Origin of the sequence: Enterobacter sp. A8 (assembly GCF_004296595.1) — a bacterium.
In the GTDB taxonomy this organism is placed as follows: domain Bacteria; phylum Pseudomonadota; class Gammaproteobacteria; order Enterobacterales; family Enterobacteriaceae; genus Enterobacter; species Enterobacter cloacae.
In genome coordinates, this window is sequence record NZ_SCMF01000001.1 from 954,558 (window position 1) to 970,683 (window position 16,126).

General features: G+C 54.4%; 14 protein-coding genes. 6 read left to right on the forward strand and 8 right to left on the reverse strand.

The annotated features are described in order from the left end of the window. Positions 1 to 9 precede the first annotated feature (9 nt). On the reverse strand, positions 10 to 801 hold the full coding sequence (gene kdgR / locus EQV24_RS04485; RefSeq protein ID WP_013096122.1) for a DNA-binding transcriptional regulator KdgR: 792 nt from the start codon (positions 799 to 801) through the stop codon (positions 10 to 12). A gap of 178 nt (positions 802 to 979) precedes the next feature. Between kdgR and EQV24_RS04490 the strand changes: the two genes are divergently transcribed. Then, on the forward strand, positions 980 to 2,353 hold the full coding sequence (locus EQV24_RS04490) for an MFS transporter (protein WP_038419904.1): 1,374 nt from the start codon (positions 980 to 982) through the stop codon (positions 2,351 to 2,353). Positions 2,354 to 2,403: 50 nt separating this feature from the next. On the opposite strand, the gene htpX is transcribed toward EQV24_RS04490, so the two are convergent. From htpX to EQV24_RS04510, 4 genes are all read right to left on the reverse strand, one after another. Next, positions 2,404 to 3,285: a protease HtpX gene (gene htpX, locus EQV24_RS04495; protein ID WP_013096120.1), complete on the reverse strand. Its 882-nt coding sequence runs from the start codon at positions 3,283 to 3,285 to the stop codon at positions 2,404 to 2,406. A 192-nt stretch (positions 3,286 to 3,477) separates the two neighbouring features. Further along, a complete protein-coding gene (prc, locus tag EQV24_RS04500) occupies positions 3,478 to 5,526 on the reverse strand; it encodes a carboxy terminal-processing peptidase (RefSeq protein WP_013096119.1) in 2,049 nt (682 codons plus the stop codon). Positions 5,527 to 5,545: 19 nt separating this feature from the next. Next, on the reverse strand, positions 5,546 to 6,232 hold the full coding sequence (proQ, locus tag EQV24_RS04505; protein ID WP_023620460.1) for an RNA chaperone ProQ: 687 nt from the start codon (positions 6,230 to 6,232) through the stop codon (positions 5,546 to 5,548). A gap of 96 nt (positions 6,233 to 6,328) precedes the next feature. Then, on the reverse strand, positions 6,329 to 6,826 hold the full coding sequence (locus EQV24_RS04510) for a GAF domain-containing protein (protein ID WP_130626246.1): 498 nt from the start codon (positions 6,824 to 6,826) through the stop codon (positions 6,329 to 6,331). A 132-nt stretch (positions 6,827 to 6,958) separates the two neighbouring features. On the opposite strand from EQV24_RS04510, the gene yebS reads away from it, so the two are divergent. From yebS to EQV24_RS04530, 4 genes are all read left to right on the forward strand, one after another. Then, the gene (gene yebS, locus EQV24_RS04515) at positions 6,959 to 8,242 is read left to right on the forward strand and encodes a membrane integrity lipid transport subunit YebS (protein ID WP_038984489.1); all 1,284 of its coding nucleotides are present in this window, start codon (positions 6,959 to 6,961) and stop codon (positions 8,240 to 8,242) included. Further along, entirely contained in the window at positions 8,211 to 10,844 is a 2,634-nt protein-coding gene (locus tag EQV24_RS04520) for a PqiB family protein (protein ID WP_165876005.1), read from the forward strand. Before yebS ends, EQV24_RS04520 begins: the two co-directional genes overlap by 32 nt. Before the next feature lie 76 nt (positions 10,845 to 10,920). After that, positions 10,921 to 12,363 carry a 16S rRNA (cytosine(1407)-C(5))-methyltransferase RsmF gene (gene rsmF / locus EQV24_RS04525; RefSeq protein WP_058684089.1) on the forward strand — a complete coding sequence of 481 codons (1,443 nt, stop codon included), beginning with the start codon at positions 10,921 to 10,923 and terminating at the stop codon, positions 12,361 to 12,363. A 105-nt stretch (positions 12,364 to 12,468) separates the two neighbouring features. After that, complete coding sequence (locus tag EQV24_RS04530) at positions 12,469 to 12,708, forward strand: YebV family protein (RefSeq protein WP_013096113.1); 240 nt, start codon at positions 12,469 to 12,471, stop codon at positions 12,706 to 12,708. A gap of 33 nt (positions 12,709 to 12,741) precedes the next feature. Here the strand turns inward: EQV24_RS04530 and pphA are convergent, their stop codons facing one another. After that, positions 12,742 to 13,386, reverse strand: coding sequence for a protein-serine/threonine phosphatase (gene pphA, locus EQV24_RS04535; RefSeq protein WP_130626248.1), 645 nt, complete (start codon positions 13,384 to 13,386; stop codon positions 12,742 to 12,744). Between the two features lie 166 nt (positions 13,387 to 13,552). Here pphA and EQV24_RS04540 point away from each other — a divergent pair, with 166 nt between their 5' ends. Beyond that, a complete protein-coding gene (locus tag EQV24_RS04540; RefSeq protein WP_130626249.1) occupies positions 13,553 to 14,494 on the forward strand; it encodes a VirK/YbjX family protein in 942 nt (313 codons plus the stop codon). 406 nt (positions 14,495 to 14,900) lie between these two features. Here the strand turns inward: EQV24_RS04540 and EQV24_RS04545 are convergent, their stop codons facing one another. Next, on the reverse strand, positions 14,901 to 15,239 hold the full coding sequence (locus EQV24_RS04545) for a YebY family protein (protein ID WP_013096105.1): 339 nt from the start codon (positions 15,237 to 15,239) through the stop codon (positions 14,901 to 14,903). A 16-nt stretch (positions 15,240 to 15,255) separates the two neighbouring features. Continuing rightward, positions 15,256 to 16,125: a copper homeostasis membrane protein CopD gene (gene copD / locus EQV24_RS04550; protein ID WP_130626250.1), complete on the reverse strand. Its 870-nt coding sequence runs from the start codon at positions 16,123 to 16,125 to the stop codon at positions 15,256 to 15,258. Between the last annotated feature and the right edge of the window lies 1 nt (position 16,126).

Here is a 16,126-nt window from a genome sequence, read left to right on the forward strand (position 1 = left end):
TGAGAGGGGTTAAAACGGATACGCGTTATAGCCCATCTGCTCAGAAATCTTACGCGCGGCGGTATGAAGAATAGCAACATACTCATGCAGACGCTCTTCTGAGAAGCGCAGCGTCGGGAAGGAGATACTCAGACCCGCAATCACCACACCAAAGCGGTCAAATACCGGCACACCAATGCAGCGCAGCCCTTCTTCCTGCTCTTCGTTATCTTCGCCATAGCCCTGCTCACGTACCTTATCAAGCACCGTCAGCAGTTCGTCCGTGCTGGTGATGGTACGCTGGGTACTGCGTTTGTACTCCACCCCATCCAGAATCTGCTTCACTTCTTCACGGTCGCGCCAGGCCAGCAGAACTTTGCCGATAGCCGTGCTGTATAACGGATTGCGACGCCCGATGCGAGAGTACATGCGCAAGTTATACATTGAGTCAATTTTATGGATGTAAACAATGCTGTCTTCATCCAGAGCACCCAGGTGAATGGTTTCTTTGGTCAGACGAGAGAGCTCACGCATCTGGATATCTGCACTACGCACCAGGTCAACGTTTTGCAGCGCACGGGCACCTAATTCGAACAGTTTCAGCGTCAGAGAATATTTTTCAGACTCGCCTTCCTGCGCGACATACCCCAGTGACTTCATGGTTTGCAAAAAGCGATAAACGGTGCTTTTCGACATCATCACACGCTGCGACAATTCTGTAATACCAATTTCACGCTCTTCTCCGAGCGCCTGCAGGATGCCAAACACCTTCAGCACGGAAGAAACAGAATCGGGTTGTTTATCCAAATCTGCAATTGCCATTCATCACCTCATAGAGAGTGTTTTATAAAAATCAGAACCGGTTTTTATTATAAATTCCCGTCATGCCTGCTGCAATCAATCCGCGTTTACTTCGTTACAAATCTGCGACATAAAGCGGTTGTAACAGTGCTAAAATAGTTACCCTGAGAATAATTTCACACTGAGCTATTCATCCCACATGGAAAAAAAACTGTCCGATGGCCTGCCTTTACCCCAGCGGTATGGCGCTATCGCTACGATTATCATCGGTATTTCAATGGCCGTGCTCGACGGCGCGATTGCCAATGTTGCCCTGCCTACCATTGCCAGCGATCTGCATGCCTCACCCGCCAGCTCAATCTGGATAGTTAACGCTTATCAGATAGCGATCGTGATCTCACTGCTCTCGTTCTCGTTTCTTGGTGATATGTTCGGCTACCGGCGGGTGTATCAGTGCGGTCTGGCTGTGTTTACCTTAACCTCACTGTTCTGCGCCCTCTCTGATTCGCTGCATATGCTGACGCTGGCCCGCATTGCGCAGGGTTTTGGCGGCGCGGCGTTGATGAGCGTTAATACCGCGTTGATTCGCTTAATTTATCCTCAGCGCCATTTGGGGCGCGGAATGGGAATAAACTCCTTTATTGTGGCGGTATCCTCAGCCGCCGGGCCCACCATTGCGGCGGCTATACTGTCTGTCGCCTCATGGCAATGGCTGTTCGCCATCAATGTGCCGCTGGGTATAGTGGCCATCTTCTTTGCCCTGCGCTATCTGCCGGGGAACGGCCCCAAAAGCACCATGCCTCGTTTTGATATCGCCAGTGCGGTGATGAATGCGCTGACCTTTGGCCTGCTGATTACGGCTCTGAGCGGCTTTGCGCAGGGTCAATCACTCCTGCTGACCGTTGCAGAGGTTGCTGCTCTGCTGATCATTGGCTACTTCTTTGTTCGCCGCCAGCTCGCTTTGCCTGTGCCGTTACTGCCGGTGGATCTGCTGCGTATTCCGCTTTTTTCGCTCTCAATATGCACCTCCATCTGTTCGTTCTGCGCCCAGATGCTCGCCCTCGTCTCTCTGCCCTTTTTCCTGCAGAGCGTAATAGGACGTTCGGAAGTGGAGACTGGACTGCTGCTGACCCCATGGCCGCTGGCAACGATGGTGATGGCACCGCTGGCAGGTTATCTCATAGAGCGCGTGCATGCCGGATTACTGGGCGCGCTGGGTCTGGCGGTCATGGCGGCGGGTCTGTTTGCGCTGGCGCTGCTTCCCTCGCAACCTACGGATCTGGATATTATCTGGCGTATGATCCTCTGCGGTGCCGGTTTTGGCCTGTTCCAGTCACCGAACAACCACACCATTATCACCTCCGCACCGCGCCACCGCAGTGGAGGAGCCAGTGGCATGTTGGGTACCGCGCGCCTGCTGGGGCAAAGCACCGGTGCGGCACTGGTCGCCCTGATGTTCAACCTCGCCGGGCAGAATGGTAATCACCTTGCGCTCCTCACCGCAGGCGCACTTGCCACACTTGCCGCGATCGTCAGCGGCCTGCGCGTCACGCAGCCCAGCGTACAGGCGTAAAAAAAGCCGGGCGGAGTTACCTCCGCCCGGCTCAGACTGCATCTTCAGCGTTACTTCAGGTATTCCCCACTGCGCAGCGCTTCAATACGTTTATCCAGCGGCGGGTGAGACATAAACAGCTCGCTCAACGATTTTGATTTACCGTTGATGCAGAATGCCATCATGCTGTTTGCTTCCTGCGGCTCGTAGCTGGTTTTAAGACGCTGCAGGGCAGCAATCATCTTCTCACGACCAACCAGTTTCGCAGAGCCGGCATCCGCATGGAATTCACGGTGACGGGAGAACCACATGGTGATGATGCTGGCCAGAATGCCGAACACCAGTTCCAGAACCATTGATACCGCGAAGTAGATCAGCGGGTTACCGTTGCTCTCTTCACCTTCATCGCGGTTTCCACCCATAAAGCCAGCGGCGATCTGCGCCAGAATACGGGAAATAAAGATCACAAAGGTGTTCACCACGCCCTGAATCAGCGTCATGGTTACCATGTCACCGTTCGCAATATGGCTGATCTCGTGCGCGATAACCGCTTCGGCTTCGTCACGGCTCATGTTCTGCAGCAGCCCGGTACTTACGGCAACCAGCGACGCATCGCGACGGGCACCCGTAGCAAAGGCATTGATGTCCGGCGCATGGTAAATGGCAACCTGCGGCATGGCGATCCCCGCCTGCTTAGCTTGCTGCGCCACCGTATTCATCAGCCACTGCTCCATATCGTTGCGCGGCTGTTCAATGACCTCACCACCTACCGATTTCAGCGCCATCCACTTCGACATCAGAAGTGAAATAAAAGAGCCACCAAAACCAAACAGCAGCGCCATAATCAACAGACCCTGAACGCTACTCGACTGAATTCCTGTCAGGCTTAGCACCAGCCCGAATACCACCATTACCGCCAGGTTGGTGAGCAGGAAGAGCGCGATTCGCATCATAATTTTCTTTTAACCTCAGTTTAACAAAACGCACTATGCGATTACCCACATCGTATGGGTATTGTGGCTATTTTCAAGCATACGAAGGGCGTAAGTCACCAGAAAGACACAACTTTACACAATTGGAAATCTGCCTGACGGAAGGATGCAGAACAAAAAGAAACAGGCACAATTTCTTGTGCCTGTTGGGGATTATTTTGCCGGAGCGGGTTGCTCGGCGGGCCTGGCTTTTTCGAGTTTCGCCAGGTCAAGAGCGATATGTACCGTCTCGTCCAGGTACGGATCCGGCTCCTGGTAATCTTTTGGCAGATCGTCCAGTTTCTTGAGCAACGGTTTACCTTCACGTTTGAAGCGATCGTTGATACGCGCCAGACGCGTTGCGTCATCCTCATTGTTCTCTTTCTCACGCTGAGCGTAGTTCAGAGAAACAATATTCCGTTTTTCTTTCAGGGCATTAAAGCGGGCAATGTCCTTCATGATGTACTGGAATTCAGGATCTTTCGCGATGCGTTCGTTGTGGTCTTTCAGTAGCTCCGGACCAAACTGGGTCATATCACCGGCTTTCACGTAAGTCGCGGCATTGATGCTATCCCACGGCAACGCGTTATCTTCAAACTTCTCACCGGTTTCCGTCTCTTCCGTGCCTGTCGGCATCATGATGTCTGGCGTCACGCCCTTACGCTGCGTACTGCCGCCGTTCACACGATAGAATTTCTGAATGGTGTACTGAACAGACCCCAGCGCAGGCCATTCCGGACGCAGCATCTGATCGTAAATACGATTCAGGGAACGATACTGCTGGACGGTACCTTTACCGAACGTCGGCTCACCCACGATCAGCGCGCGACCATAGTCCTGCATTGCAGCGGCAAAGATTTCTGATGCTGACGCACTGAAGCGATCGACCAGCACTACCAGCGGGCCTTTGTAGTAAACCACGCCATCATTGTCGGCATCTTCACGCACTTTACCGTTGTTATCGCGCACCTGCACGACCGGGCCAGACGGGATAAACAGGCCAGACAGAGAGACAGCTTCTGTCAGTGCACCACCGCCGTTGCTGCGCAGATCGATGATCACGCTGCTGACGTTCTGCTTCTCAAGCTTCTGCAGCTGCACTTTTACGTCATCGGTCAGCCCTACGTAGAAGCCAGGGATATCAAGTACACCCACCTTCTCTTTACCGACGGTTTTCACCGACATTTTCACCGCGCGGTCTTCAAGACGAATACGCTCACGGGTCAGGGTAACGATACGGGTTTTGGTGCCTTTCCCGGCAGGCAGAATTTCAAGACGAACTTTGCTGCCTTTCGGACCTTTGATCAGCGCAACCACATCGTCCAGACGCCAGCCGATGACATCAACCATGTTCTGCCCGGTTTGGCCTACACCGACAATGCGATCGCCTACGCTTATCGCTTTGCTTTTTGATGCCGGGCCACCCGCAACCATGGAGTTGATCACCGTGTAATCGTCGTCCATCTGCAGCACCGCGCCGATACCTTCCAGAGAAAGGCTCATTTCGGTATTGAACTGTTCGGTGTTACGCGGGGAGAGATAGTTCGTATGCGGATCGATTTCGTGGGCAAAGGCAGTCATTGCCAGCGAGAAAACATCTTCGCTGTTGGTTTGTGCCAGACGACGAATGGCAAACTTGTAACGGCGCGTCAGCGTGTCACGGATCTCTTTCTCATCTTTGCCAGTGAGCTTGAGACTCAGTTCGTCGTACTTCACTTTGCTGTCCCACAGGGCGTTCAGCTCGGCTTCGTCTTTCGGCCAGGGCGCTTTACTGCGGTCCAGATTAAAGGTGTCATTGCCGGTGAAGTCCATCGGACGTTCCAGCACTTTCAGCGCATATTGATAACGTTCAAAGCGGCGCTTTTGTGCCAGGTTATACAGATCGTAGAACAGATCCAGCTTGCCGGAACGCAGCTCATCACCGACGTCGGATTTACGTTTGGCGAACTGCTCGACATCGCTGGCGAGCAGTACGTTATGGCTGTAATCCAGCAAGTTCAGATAGCGGTCGAAGATTTTGGCCGAAAAGGCCTGATCGAGATCGAACTGACGATAGTGCGAACGGGTGAAGCGTGACGTTACACGCTCGCTCACCGTCGCGTGCTGCGTCTCTTCCTTGAGAACCGGAATTTGATCAACACGCGTAATATCGTCCACTGCGAAAGCATGGCCTGTTATGGCAAACAGGCCGGCCAGCGCGGTGAGCTTAAAAAAAGTGTTCATGCCAGGCTTGGCCTCCGTTTCAGAACAACAAGTGTTCTGCGCGTACAATCATTGACATACCAGAAGTCAGCTGTACACGAACGCCATCTTTGGTGATTTCCATAACGGTGGCGTCCATTGCATTGTTACCCGCTTTTACCTTCAGTGCCTGACCGACGCTCAGGGCGTTGATGTCTGAAACCGGAGTGTGGCGCTGCTCTTCACGAGGCGCGCGCGGGGCTTTAGCTGCTGGTTTGTCAGCACGCGGTTTGCGATCGTTATTTTCGTTGCGACGCGGTGCAGGACGCGGTTTACGCTCACGACGAGGCGCTTCTTCCTGGCCGTTTGCCGCAGCGGCTTCACGTTTTTTCGCCTGCTGTTCTGCACGTTGTGCCTGAACGCGTGCTTTGGCTTCTTCAAGCTGCTTACGCGCATGCTCGACGTGCTGCTCGTCCAGCTCACCACATGGGTTGCCGTCAAGATCCACGCGAGTCGCGCCCGGTTTGATACCGTACAGGTAGCGCCAGCTCGAAGTATAAAGACGTAAGGCGGAACGCAGCTGAGTTTTGCTGAGGTTCATTTCCCCCTCAACGCGTGCTACCAGATCCTGAAAAATACCGACTTTCAGGGGACGAGCTTCGCCTTCAGCGCTGAAGCACTGTGGGAAACGCTCGGCCAGAAATGCGATAACTTCTTTACTGCTATTCAACTTAGGTTGATTTTCCATGAAATTTCCTGATTACAACGGACGTTGCCAACAAGCGCAGGCATGAACAGGCGTCATTATAATGACGCTATCAGTAAATGCTACGTTATCCGTTGATTATCCTGCGACGCTCGCAAAGAATTTTTGATAATCGGTTGCTGTAAGAACGTTTTCCAGATTCGCCACCAGCTCGCGCAGCCCCTGTTCGTCCTCGATTGTAAAGCGACTGAAGACCGTACTGTCGATGTCCAGAACGCCAATAATCTGATTTTTTACCACCAGCGGCAGCACGATTTCAGAATTACTGGCGGCATCACAGGCAATATGCCCGTCAAACGCATGCACATCTTCCACACGCTGTACCTGATTCTCGGCGACTGCCGTGCCGCAGACACCCCGGCCGACCGGAATGCGCACGCAGGCCAGTTTGCCCTGGAACGGCCCCAGCACCAGCGTTTCACCTTCCAGAAGATAAAAACCGGCCCAGTTCACGTCAGAGAGACGTTCAAACAGCAATGCGCTAGTATTTGCCAGAGTGGCTAAGAAGCTGGTTTCACCCGCCATCAATGCCTTAAAATCGCGGTTCAGATCCGCGTAGAATTCTGTTTTGTTCATTCTTCAATCACTTAGTTGTCTTACAAAATTACCGCATAGCCTATTAAAATAAGCATTTAATGCGCTCATGCTCAAGATGAATCCATTCATGAGTTATTATAACTTTCAACAATACCTATTTGTGCGCAACTGATGGCCTTAAAAACAACCAAAATCACGCCGACAAAAAAGATAACTGTCCATACGGTAAGCGCAGCTTTGCCTCGTGCACATTATCAGCGTTGCCCCCAGTGCGATACGCTTTTTATGTTGCCGAAGATGAAATCGCACCAAAGCGCCTTTTGTCCCCGCTGCGACGCCAAAATTCGTGACGGCCGCGACTGGTCATTAACCCGTCTCGCCGCCATGGCGGTCACCATGCTGCTGTTGATGCCCTTTGCCTGGAGCGAGCCGCTGCTGAAGCTCTACCTGCTCGGCGTGCGCATCGATGCCAACGTGCTGCAGGGGATCTGGCAGATGACGCGCCAGGGCGATCCGGTGACCGCAGCCATGGTGCTTTTCTGTACCGTTGGTGCACCGCTGGTGCTAGTCGCCGCCATTGCGTATCTCTGGTTCGGTAATATTCTCGGCATGAACCTGCGCCCGGTGTTGCTGATGCTCGATAAACTCAAAGAGTGGGTGATGCTGGATATCTATCTGGTGGGTGTTGGCGTGGCCTCCATAAAAGTGCAAGACTACGCGTTTCTGCAACCGGGTGTCGGCCTCTTTGCTTTTATCTGTCTGGTATTGCTCAGTATCCTGACGCTGATCCATCTCAACGTTGAGCAGCTCTGGGAGCGATTTTACCCGCAGCGCCCCGCCACGCGCCCGGACGAGAATCTCCGGGTCTGTCTGGGCTGCCACTACACCGGGCTGCCCGATGCGCGCGGCCGCTGCCCACGCTGCCATATTCCCTTGCGACTGCGGCGCAACAATAGCCTGCAAAAATGCTGGGCCGCCCTCATCGCCTCGTTGATATTCCTGCTTCCTGCCAACATGTTGCCGATATCGATTATTTACGTGAATGGCGGGCGGCAGGAGGATACCATCCTCTCGGGCATTATCTCCCTTGCGCACAGTAATATTGGCGTGGCGGCAATTGTGTTTATCGCCAGTATTCTGGTGCCGTTTACCAAAGTGGTGGTGATGTTTACCCTGCTCATCAGCATTCACTTTAAATGTGAGCAAGGCTTACGTACCCGTATCCTGCTCCTGCGCTTCGTTACCTGGATTGGCCGCTGGTCGATGTTGGATCTGTTCGTGATTTCGTTGATGATGTCGCTGATTAACCGCGACCAGCTACTTGCTTTTACAATGGGACCCGCAGCTTTTTATTTCGGCTCTGCGGTGATATTGACTATTCTTGCTGTGGAATGGCTGGATAGCCGCTTACTTTGGGATGCACATGAGTCAGGAAACCCCCGCTTCGCCGACTGAAGCGAGAATTAAAACAAAACGCCGCATTTCGCCATTCTGGTTGCTACCTGTCATCGCCCTGATGATTGCAGGCTGGCTTATCTGGACGAGCTATGAAGATCGCGGAAGTACCATCACCATTGATTTCCAGTCTGCCGACGGCATTGTGGCCGGACGTACCCCGGTGCGTTTCCAGGGGGTGGAAGTCGGTACCGTCCAGGATATCTCCCTTGGAAAAGGGCTGAATAAGATTCAGGTGCGGGCCAGCATCAAATCCGATATGCAGGACGCGCTGCGCAGCGAAACACAGTTCTGGCTGGTAACGCCTAAGGCCTCTCTGGCGGGGGTGTCCGGTCTGGATGCGCTGGTTGGCGGGAACTATATCGGCATGATGCCGGGTAAAGGTGAGCCACAGGATCACTTTGTGGCGCTTGATACGCAGCCCAAATATCGTCTCAATAACGGCGATCTGATGATCCACCTGCAGGCGCCGGACTTGGGGTCACTTAACAGCGGCTCGCTGGTGTACTTCCGTAAAATCCCGGTGGGCCGGGTGTACGATTACGCCATCAACCCCAACAAGCAGGGGGTAACTATCGATGTGTTAATCGAGCGTCGCTTTACCAATCTGGTGAAAAAAGGCAGCCGTTTCTGGAACGTTTCCGGCGTGGATGCTGACCTAAGCCTCAGCGGTGCGAAAGTGAAGCTTGAAAGTCTGGCCGCGCTGGTCAATGGTGCCATTGCCTTTGACTCCCCGGAAAATTCCAGCCCTGCCGCCGCAGATGACACGTTCGGTCTGTATGCCGACCTGGCGCACAGCCAGCGTGGCGTGATCGTCAAACTTGCCCTGCCCGATGCCAAAGGGTTAAAAGCCGGTTCTACGCCGCTGATGTATCAGGGTCTGGAGGTCGGTCAGCTCACCAAAATGACGCTCAATCCGGGCGGTTCCGTAACCGGGGAGATGACGGTTGACCCAAGCGTGGTAGATCTTCTGCGCGAAAAAACGCGTATCGAAATGCGCAGCCCGAAACTGTCCCTGAGTGATGCCAGCATCAGCAGCCTCCTGACAGGCAGTACCTTCGAGTTGATCCCCGGCGAAGGCCAGCCCAGCAACACCTTTGTGGTTGCCCCGGCGGATAAAGCCCTGCTGCAAAAACCCGGCGTGGTGACAATAACACTGAACGCGCCGGAAAGTTACGGTATCGAAGCCGGTCAGCCGCTGATCTTACACGGTGTACAGGTAGGTCAGGTGCTGGAGCGGTCGCTGTCGGGAAACGGTGTGAGCTTCTCCGCTGCAATCGATCCGCAATACAGCAATCTGGTGCATGGCGACAGCAAATTCGTGGTTAACAGCCGCGTAGACGTGAAGGTCGGGCTGGACGGCGTTGAATTCCTCGGAGCCAGTGCGAGCGAGTGGGTGAACGGCGGGATCCGCATCCTGCCGGGAAGCAAAGGTCCCGTTCGCGACAGCTATCCGCTGTATGCCAATCTGGATAAAGCGATTGAAAACAGCATGAGCGATCTGCCGACCACCACGCTGACATTAAGTGCGGAAACGCTGCCGGACGTTCAGGCAGGCTCGGTCGTGCTGTATCGCAAATTTGAAGTTGGGGAGGTCATCACCGTTCGCCCTCGTGCAGACGCCTTTGATATTGAACTGCACATCAAGCCGGAGTATCGCAAACTGCTTACCCCGAACAGCGTCTTCTGGGCAGAAGGTGGCGCAAAAGTTCAGCTTAACGGTAGCGGGCTGACCGTGCAGGCCTCCCCGCTCTCGCGCGCGCTGCGCGGAGCGATCAGCTTCGATAATCTGCCCGGCGCGGGCGGCAATATGCGCAAGGGTGACAAGCGTATCCTCTTCCCGTCTGAAACCGCTGCACGTGCGGTTGGCGGGCAGATTACCCTGCACGCCTTCGATGCCGGAAAGCTGGCGGAAGGAATGCCTATCCGCTACCTGGGCATTGATATCGGACAGATCCAGAAGCTGACGCTGATCACCGCCCGCAATGAAGTGCAGGCCACCGCGGTGCTTTATCCGGAATATGTGCAGACGTTCGCCCGTTCAGGCACGCGTTTCTCCGTGGTGACGCCGCAGATCTCGGCCGCGGGCGTTGAACATCTCGACACCATTCTGCAGCCGTATATCAACGTCGAGCCTGGCCGTGGCAACGCGCGTCGTGATTTTGAACTGCAGGAAGCCACCATCACCGACTCGCGCTATCTTGATGGTCTGAGCATTGTGGTGGAGGTACCGGAAGCCGGCTCGCTTAGCATCGGCACGCCAGTCCTGTTCCGCGGTATTGAAGTAGGAACGGTGACCGGCCTGACGCTCGGGACGCTCTCCGACCGCGTGATGGTGGCGTTACGCATCAGCGATCGTTACCAGCATCTGGTGCGGAATAACTCGGTGTTCTGGCTGGCCTCTGGCTATTCGCTGGACTTCGGCCTGACGGGCGGCGTGGTGAAAACCGGTACGTTCAACCAGTTTATTCGCGGCGGTATTGCTTTCGCCACGCCGCCGGGTACACCGCTGGCGCCGAAAGCACAGCCGGGCAAACACTTCCTGCTGCTCGAAAGCGAACCTAAAGAGTGGCGTGAGTGGGGAACCGCCCTGCCGCGTTAATCTCAGGGCTCCGGTGTCAACGCGCCGGAGCCTTTATGTTACACTGCGCACCTGAACTTTTCCCTGTGGTGTGCCCGTGGCTCAAAACTCCGTATATCTTCCTGAACAATTCCTGGCGCAGATGCGCGAGGCGCTTCCTTCTCACCTCTCGTTAGACGATTTTATCGCCGCCTGTCAGCGACCGTTACGCCGGAGTATTCGCGTCAACACGCTGAAAATCAGCGTCGCGGATTTCCTTGCGCTGGTATCACCTTACCACTGGCAGCTCACGCCCGTGCCGTGGTGTGAAGAGGGTTTCTGGATCGAACGGGAGGACGAAGCGTCACTGCCGCTGGGCAGTACCGCCGAGCATTTGAGCGGTCTGTTTTATATTCAGGAAGCCAGCTCAATGCTGCCGGTTGCTGCGCTGTTTGCCGATGGCAACGCGCCTGAACGGGTCATGGATGTGGCTGCCGCCCCCGGTTCAAAAACCACGCAGATTGCCGCCCGCATGGCTAACCGCGGGGCCATTCTCGCCAATGAGTTTTCAGCCAGCCGCGTGAAGGTGCTGCATGCCAACATCAGCCGCTGCGGCATTCAGAATGTTGCCCTGACGCATTTCGACGGACGCGTGTTTGGCGCCGCCCTGCCGGAAGCGTTTGACGCCATCCTGCTGGACGCCCCCTGCTCCGGTGAAGGCGTGGTACGCAAAGATCCCGATGCGCTAAAAAACTGGTCAGTTGAAAGCAACCTCGACATTGCCGCAACGCAGCGCGAACTGATCGACAGCGCGTTTCATGCCCTTCGTCCAGGCGGTACGCTGGTTTATTCCACCTGCACGTTAAACCGTGATGAAAACGAAGACGTCTGCCTGTGGCTGAAAGCGCAATACCCCGATGCGGTTGAGTTTCTGCCACTGAATGACTTATTTGCCTCTGCTGAAGACGCCATCACCCCGGAAGGTTTCCTCCACGTATTCCCGCAGATTTATGACTGCGAAGGTTTTTTTGTCGCCCGTCTGCGTAAAACTGCCGCCATCGCACCACTGCCCGCGCCAACATTTAAGGTCGGTAATTTCCCCTTCACACCGCTGAAGAGCCGTGAAGCAGAGCAGGTCACCACCGCAGCCCGCATAGCCGGACTGAACTGGAATGACGATCTTCACCTCTGGCAGCGCGATAAAGAGATTTGGCTTTTCCCGGCGAACATCGAACCGCTTATCGGCAAAGTTCGTTTTTCCCGAATCGGGATCCGCCTGGCGGAAGTGCATAACAAGGGCTATCGCTGGCAGCACGAGGCGGTCATTGCCCTTGCCGGCACGGCTAACACCTTCGCGTTGACGCATCAGGAAGCTGAAGAGTGGTACCGGGGGCGCGATGTGTATCCGGAAACGGCCCCTTCTCAGGATGACGTTGTGGTGACGTACCAGGGATACCCGCTGGGACTGGCAAAGAAAGTGGGTTCGCGTCTGAAAAACAGCTATCCACGCGAACTGGTGCGCGATGGTCGCCTGTTTACCGGTAACGATCGCGCCGACTAAAAAAAGCGCACTTTTTTACTGGCGATTTTGCTCTCCTTGTCTACGATCAAAAATGGATGGCTGTACTGGTCATACCAGATTTTGACAACACACCCGGAGAGCATTATGACGAAAACCAGCGTGCGAATTGGCGCTTTTGAAATCGACGACGCAGAATTGCGCGGCGAAACACAGGGCGAACGAACGTTAAGTATTCCCTGCAAATCCGACCCGGATTTGTGTATGCAACTGGATGCCTGGGATGCCGACACCAGCGTTCCGGCAATCCTTGATGGCGAACATTCCGTCCTTTACCGCGAGCATTACGATAGTAAAACCGATGCCTGGGTCATGCGTCTTGCCTGACCAGAGAGAACCCGCCCGAAGGCGGGTTATTTATTACTGCAGCTGCGCCAGCGTGAAATAGCCGTCAAACACCGCGCCGGTATCAATGTAGTGCAGGTTGTCAAAATCATATCGCTTATCCAGCGGCGTATGACCAAACCAGAAGTGATCCGCTCCGCGAATTCCCTGCCCTTTTCCTGCCATAAACCCCATTAGCCGATCCCGATCCCACAGCACCCGCTCAGCGCTCACCGGCTGCTGCCAGCGATATTCCGCTGCCGGATAGTCAGCATGAGCAATAACATTCAGGCCGTTTGTGCAGGTTATCTCAATAATCAGCGGCAACTGTCGGCACGCTTCTAACAGGGTCAGCGCCTGCTGCTGTTGCGAATCACCAAGCTGCGAAAACCAGCTTCCACCATTCATCAACCAGAGCGCAACGTCGTTATTTTCCACGCTGTCGATTGCCATTTGCTCATGGTTCCCCCGGACTGCGCGAAACCATTTTTCATTGATCAGTTGCAGGCACTTAACGCTGTCAGGGCCACGATCAATCAAATCCCCAACGGAGATCAGCAAATCCTCATAAGGATTAAAACGGCGGCGTTTCAGTTCGTCCAAGAGCCACTGATAGCAACCGTGTATATCGCTCACAACCCAGACGTGACGCCACTTTCCACCATCGATTCGCTGAGACATAAGGCCTCCCTGAATAAGTATAGCCGCATCAGAAAATGCAAATATCAGCGCCGGGCATCACAAAGCCAAACAAACGCTAAACCAAACGGAAATAAACCTTCCCGCGCTATTAATCCCTTTTTATCGGGCCTTTAAAATAAGCGCTAAATAAAAGAGAGGTTTCAACGTGTCCAATACTCACATGCATAACGATGTGCTCTATCCGCATCGTACACATATTATTTCCGACCTGGTCAACGGAAGATGCGTTCCGGGCCCCATCTGGAAAAAGCGTGAGTATCGGCTGAAATTCCTGTTACGCTCGCTTCTGTTCTGGTCTTCTACCCGACGCATGCTTGAGGCACTCTCTGGCCGGGATGACTTTGAGCGACTGCTGGCCGCGCAAATCACGTTACCCAGTAAAACCCACCGCCAGTACTTGATGCGCGGCCTGAATGCCGGCGACCGTGCTGACGCGATCGTCAGCCACTACCACTGGATTGATGGTCTGAAAGACCCCTTACTCGCCCATGCGCTGACCAGCCCTCAGGAGCAACCTGTCGTGCAGTTCAGGGCTAAAAATGAGGTGCTCTATACCGTCAACGCCTCCTCCGCTCACAAAGCCGAGCGCGAAGGTGAAAGCACACTGTGGCTGCGCGATGACGAGAATACCTTACTCGCAAGCCTGACCTTCACTGTTGCGCACAGCGCGGGACAACGGGTACTGGTGATCGGCGGTCTTCAGGGGCCTCGCCGTGGCGTCACGCGCGATGTGATAAAACAGGCTACCCGCGCCTGCCACGGTCTGTTCCCAAAACGCGTACTGATGGAAGTGATTTTCCAGCTGGTCGCACAGTCAAACATCCGCGCCATCTATGCCGTCAGTGATGAGGGCCATGTTTTCCGCGCGTTGCGTTATCGCCTGAGCAAAGGCCGTCATTTCCACGCCAGCTACGATGAGTTTTGGGAAACCCTGGACGGTAAGAAACGCTCGACCTTCTGCTGGCAGTTGCCACTTGAGATGGCGCGTAAATCCCTGGACGAGATTGCCAGTAAGAAACGGGCAGAATATCGCCGCCGCTTTGAGCTGCTTGATGAAATTAAAACGGCCATTAACGCCCGCTTTTAACCCTGCGTCTTGCTTTTGCCAACCACATACAAAAATTTAACAAAACCGTCAAAAAGGGCTGGACTTCCGCCTGCCGTAGTGTGGTATGGTTGAAGGCGGTTCACTGGAAGTGTCCCTTCTGAGAGAGTCGATAAGTGGATTTTGTCGTTACTTTCAATCAGATAAAAAGAGACCGAATACGATTCCTGTATTCGGTCCAGGGAAATGGCTCTTGGGAGAGAGCCGTGCGCTAAAAGTTGGCATTAATGCAGGCTAAGTCGCCTTGCCTTTTAAGAATAGATGACGACGCCAGGTTTTCCAGTCCACAGCTAAAGCGGCCGGAAAAAAAGCGTCAAAACATCAATAAATATGAAAAACCGCAGTGCTTTCGCAAGCCACTGCGGTTTTTTTTACTGGAAACCGAAAGCTAGCAGAGCTTGTCAGCGCGTTCGATAAACGGCGCCAGACTCATTTTCTGCCCCGGGCTGGACGGGTCGTCAATCTGGATAACGCTGATGGGCTGTCCGCTGCTCTTACCGCTGGCGACCTGCTGCTCGGCCGCGTCGTTTAACGGGTATTGCACCAGCGTGCTTGGGTTGATGGCATACAGCGCATGACCCGGACGGCAGGTCAGCATCACCTCTTCACGATTGAACGCCCATTTATCCTTACCCACTTCAAAACGGCTGACGGTAATAACCTGTGGTGCCGCCAGCGCGCTACCCGTGCAGGCCAACAATAAGAGAGAAAGTACTGTCTTTTTCATATGCTTTTTAACCTTGTCAAAAGGGTTCCCAGGTCGCGAACAGGCTGACCGTTGCCAGCACCAACGCCCCCAGCACCACCTCTGCCTGTGTCATTCTGATAAAAATCTGTTGTTCGCGCCCGATGTGGGCACCAAACCGTGGCACCAGAAAATACCGATTCACCAGCGCAATTACCACCATCAATGCCACCAGCGCACATTTGAACAACAAAAGTTGCACGTAGCCCGTCTGCCAGGGCAGCGTAATGCCCAGAATAAAGAGCCCATTGATCGCGCCGGTAAGCACTACCCCCGCTACGGCATAATGCCCCACGCGAGAGAAGCGCATCATGGTATAAATTGCCGCAACCCGCCAGCGCCCTTTCGCCAGATGCATGCAATACAGCAGCGGCAGGAGGCCGCCAACCCAGGTGGCGGCACAGAGCAGATGTAGAGCGTGATTGATACGCTGCAACGCCCCCGCTGCACCGTCGTTCATTGCAGCATGCCCTACGCCTGCCAGCAGGACAAATTGCCCCATGGCGAGCAGCAAGAGTCGCGATCCTTTCTGGGGCGCAAGCCAGGCGACACAGGCCGCAATTGCACCCAGGATAATTTGCCACAGCCACACGCTACCAAACTGCGTTGCCAGCACGCTCTGCCAGACGTTCGGGTTAAACACGTCTCCCCAGCCGTTGCCCATGAGCCCCGCCTGGATCATGAACATCAGCATGGCTGACGTCAGACTGACCAGCGCCGCAATCTGTTGCTGCGCCTGAAAACGACAGGACATCAGACGGTACAAAGAAGACGGCGCGAACCAGACGCTATACAGCGCATTACCAAAAATCAGCATCAGCGCGCCGAAATGGATAAAGCGCAACCCCACATAGATGAAGGCCAGCATA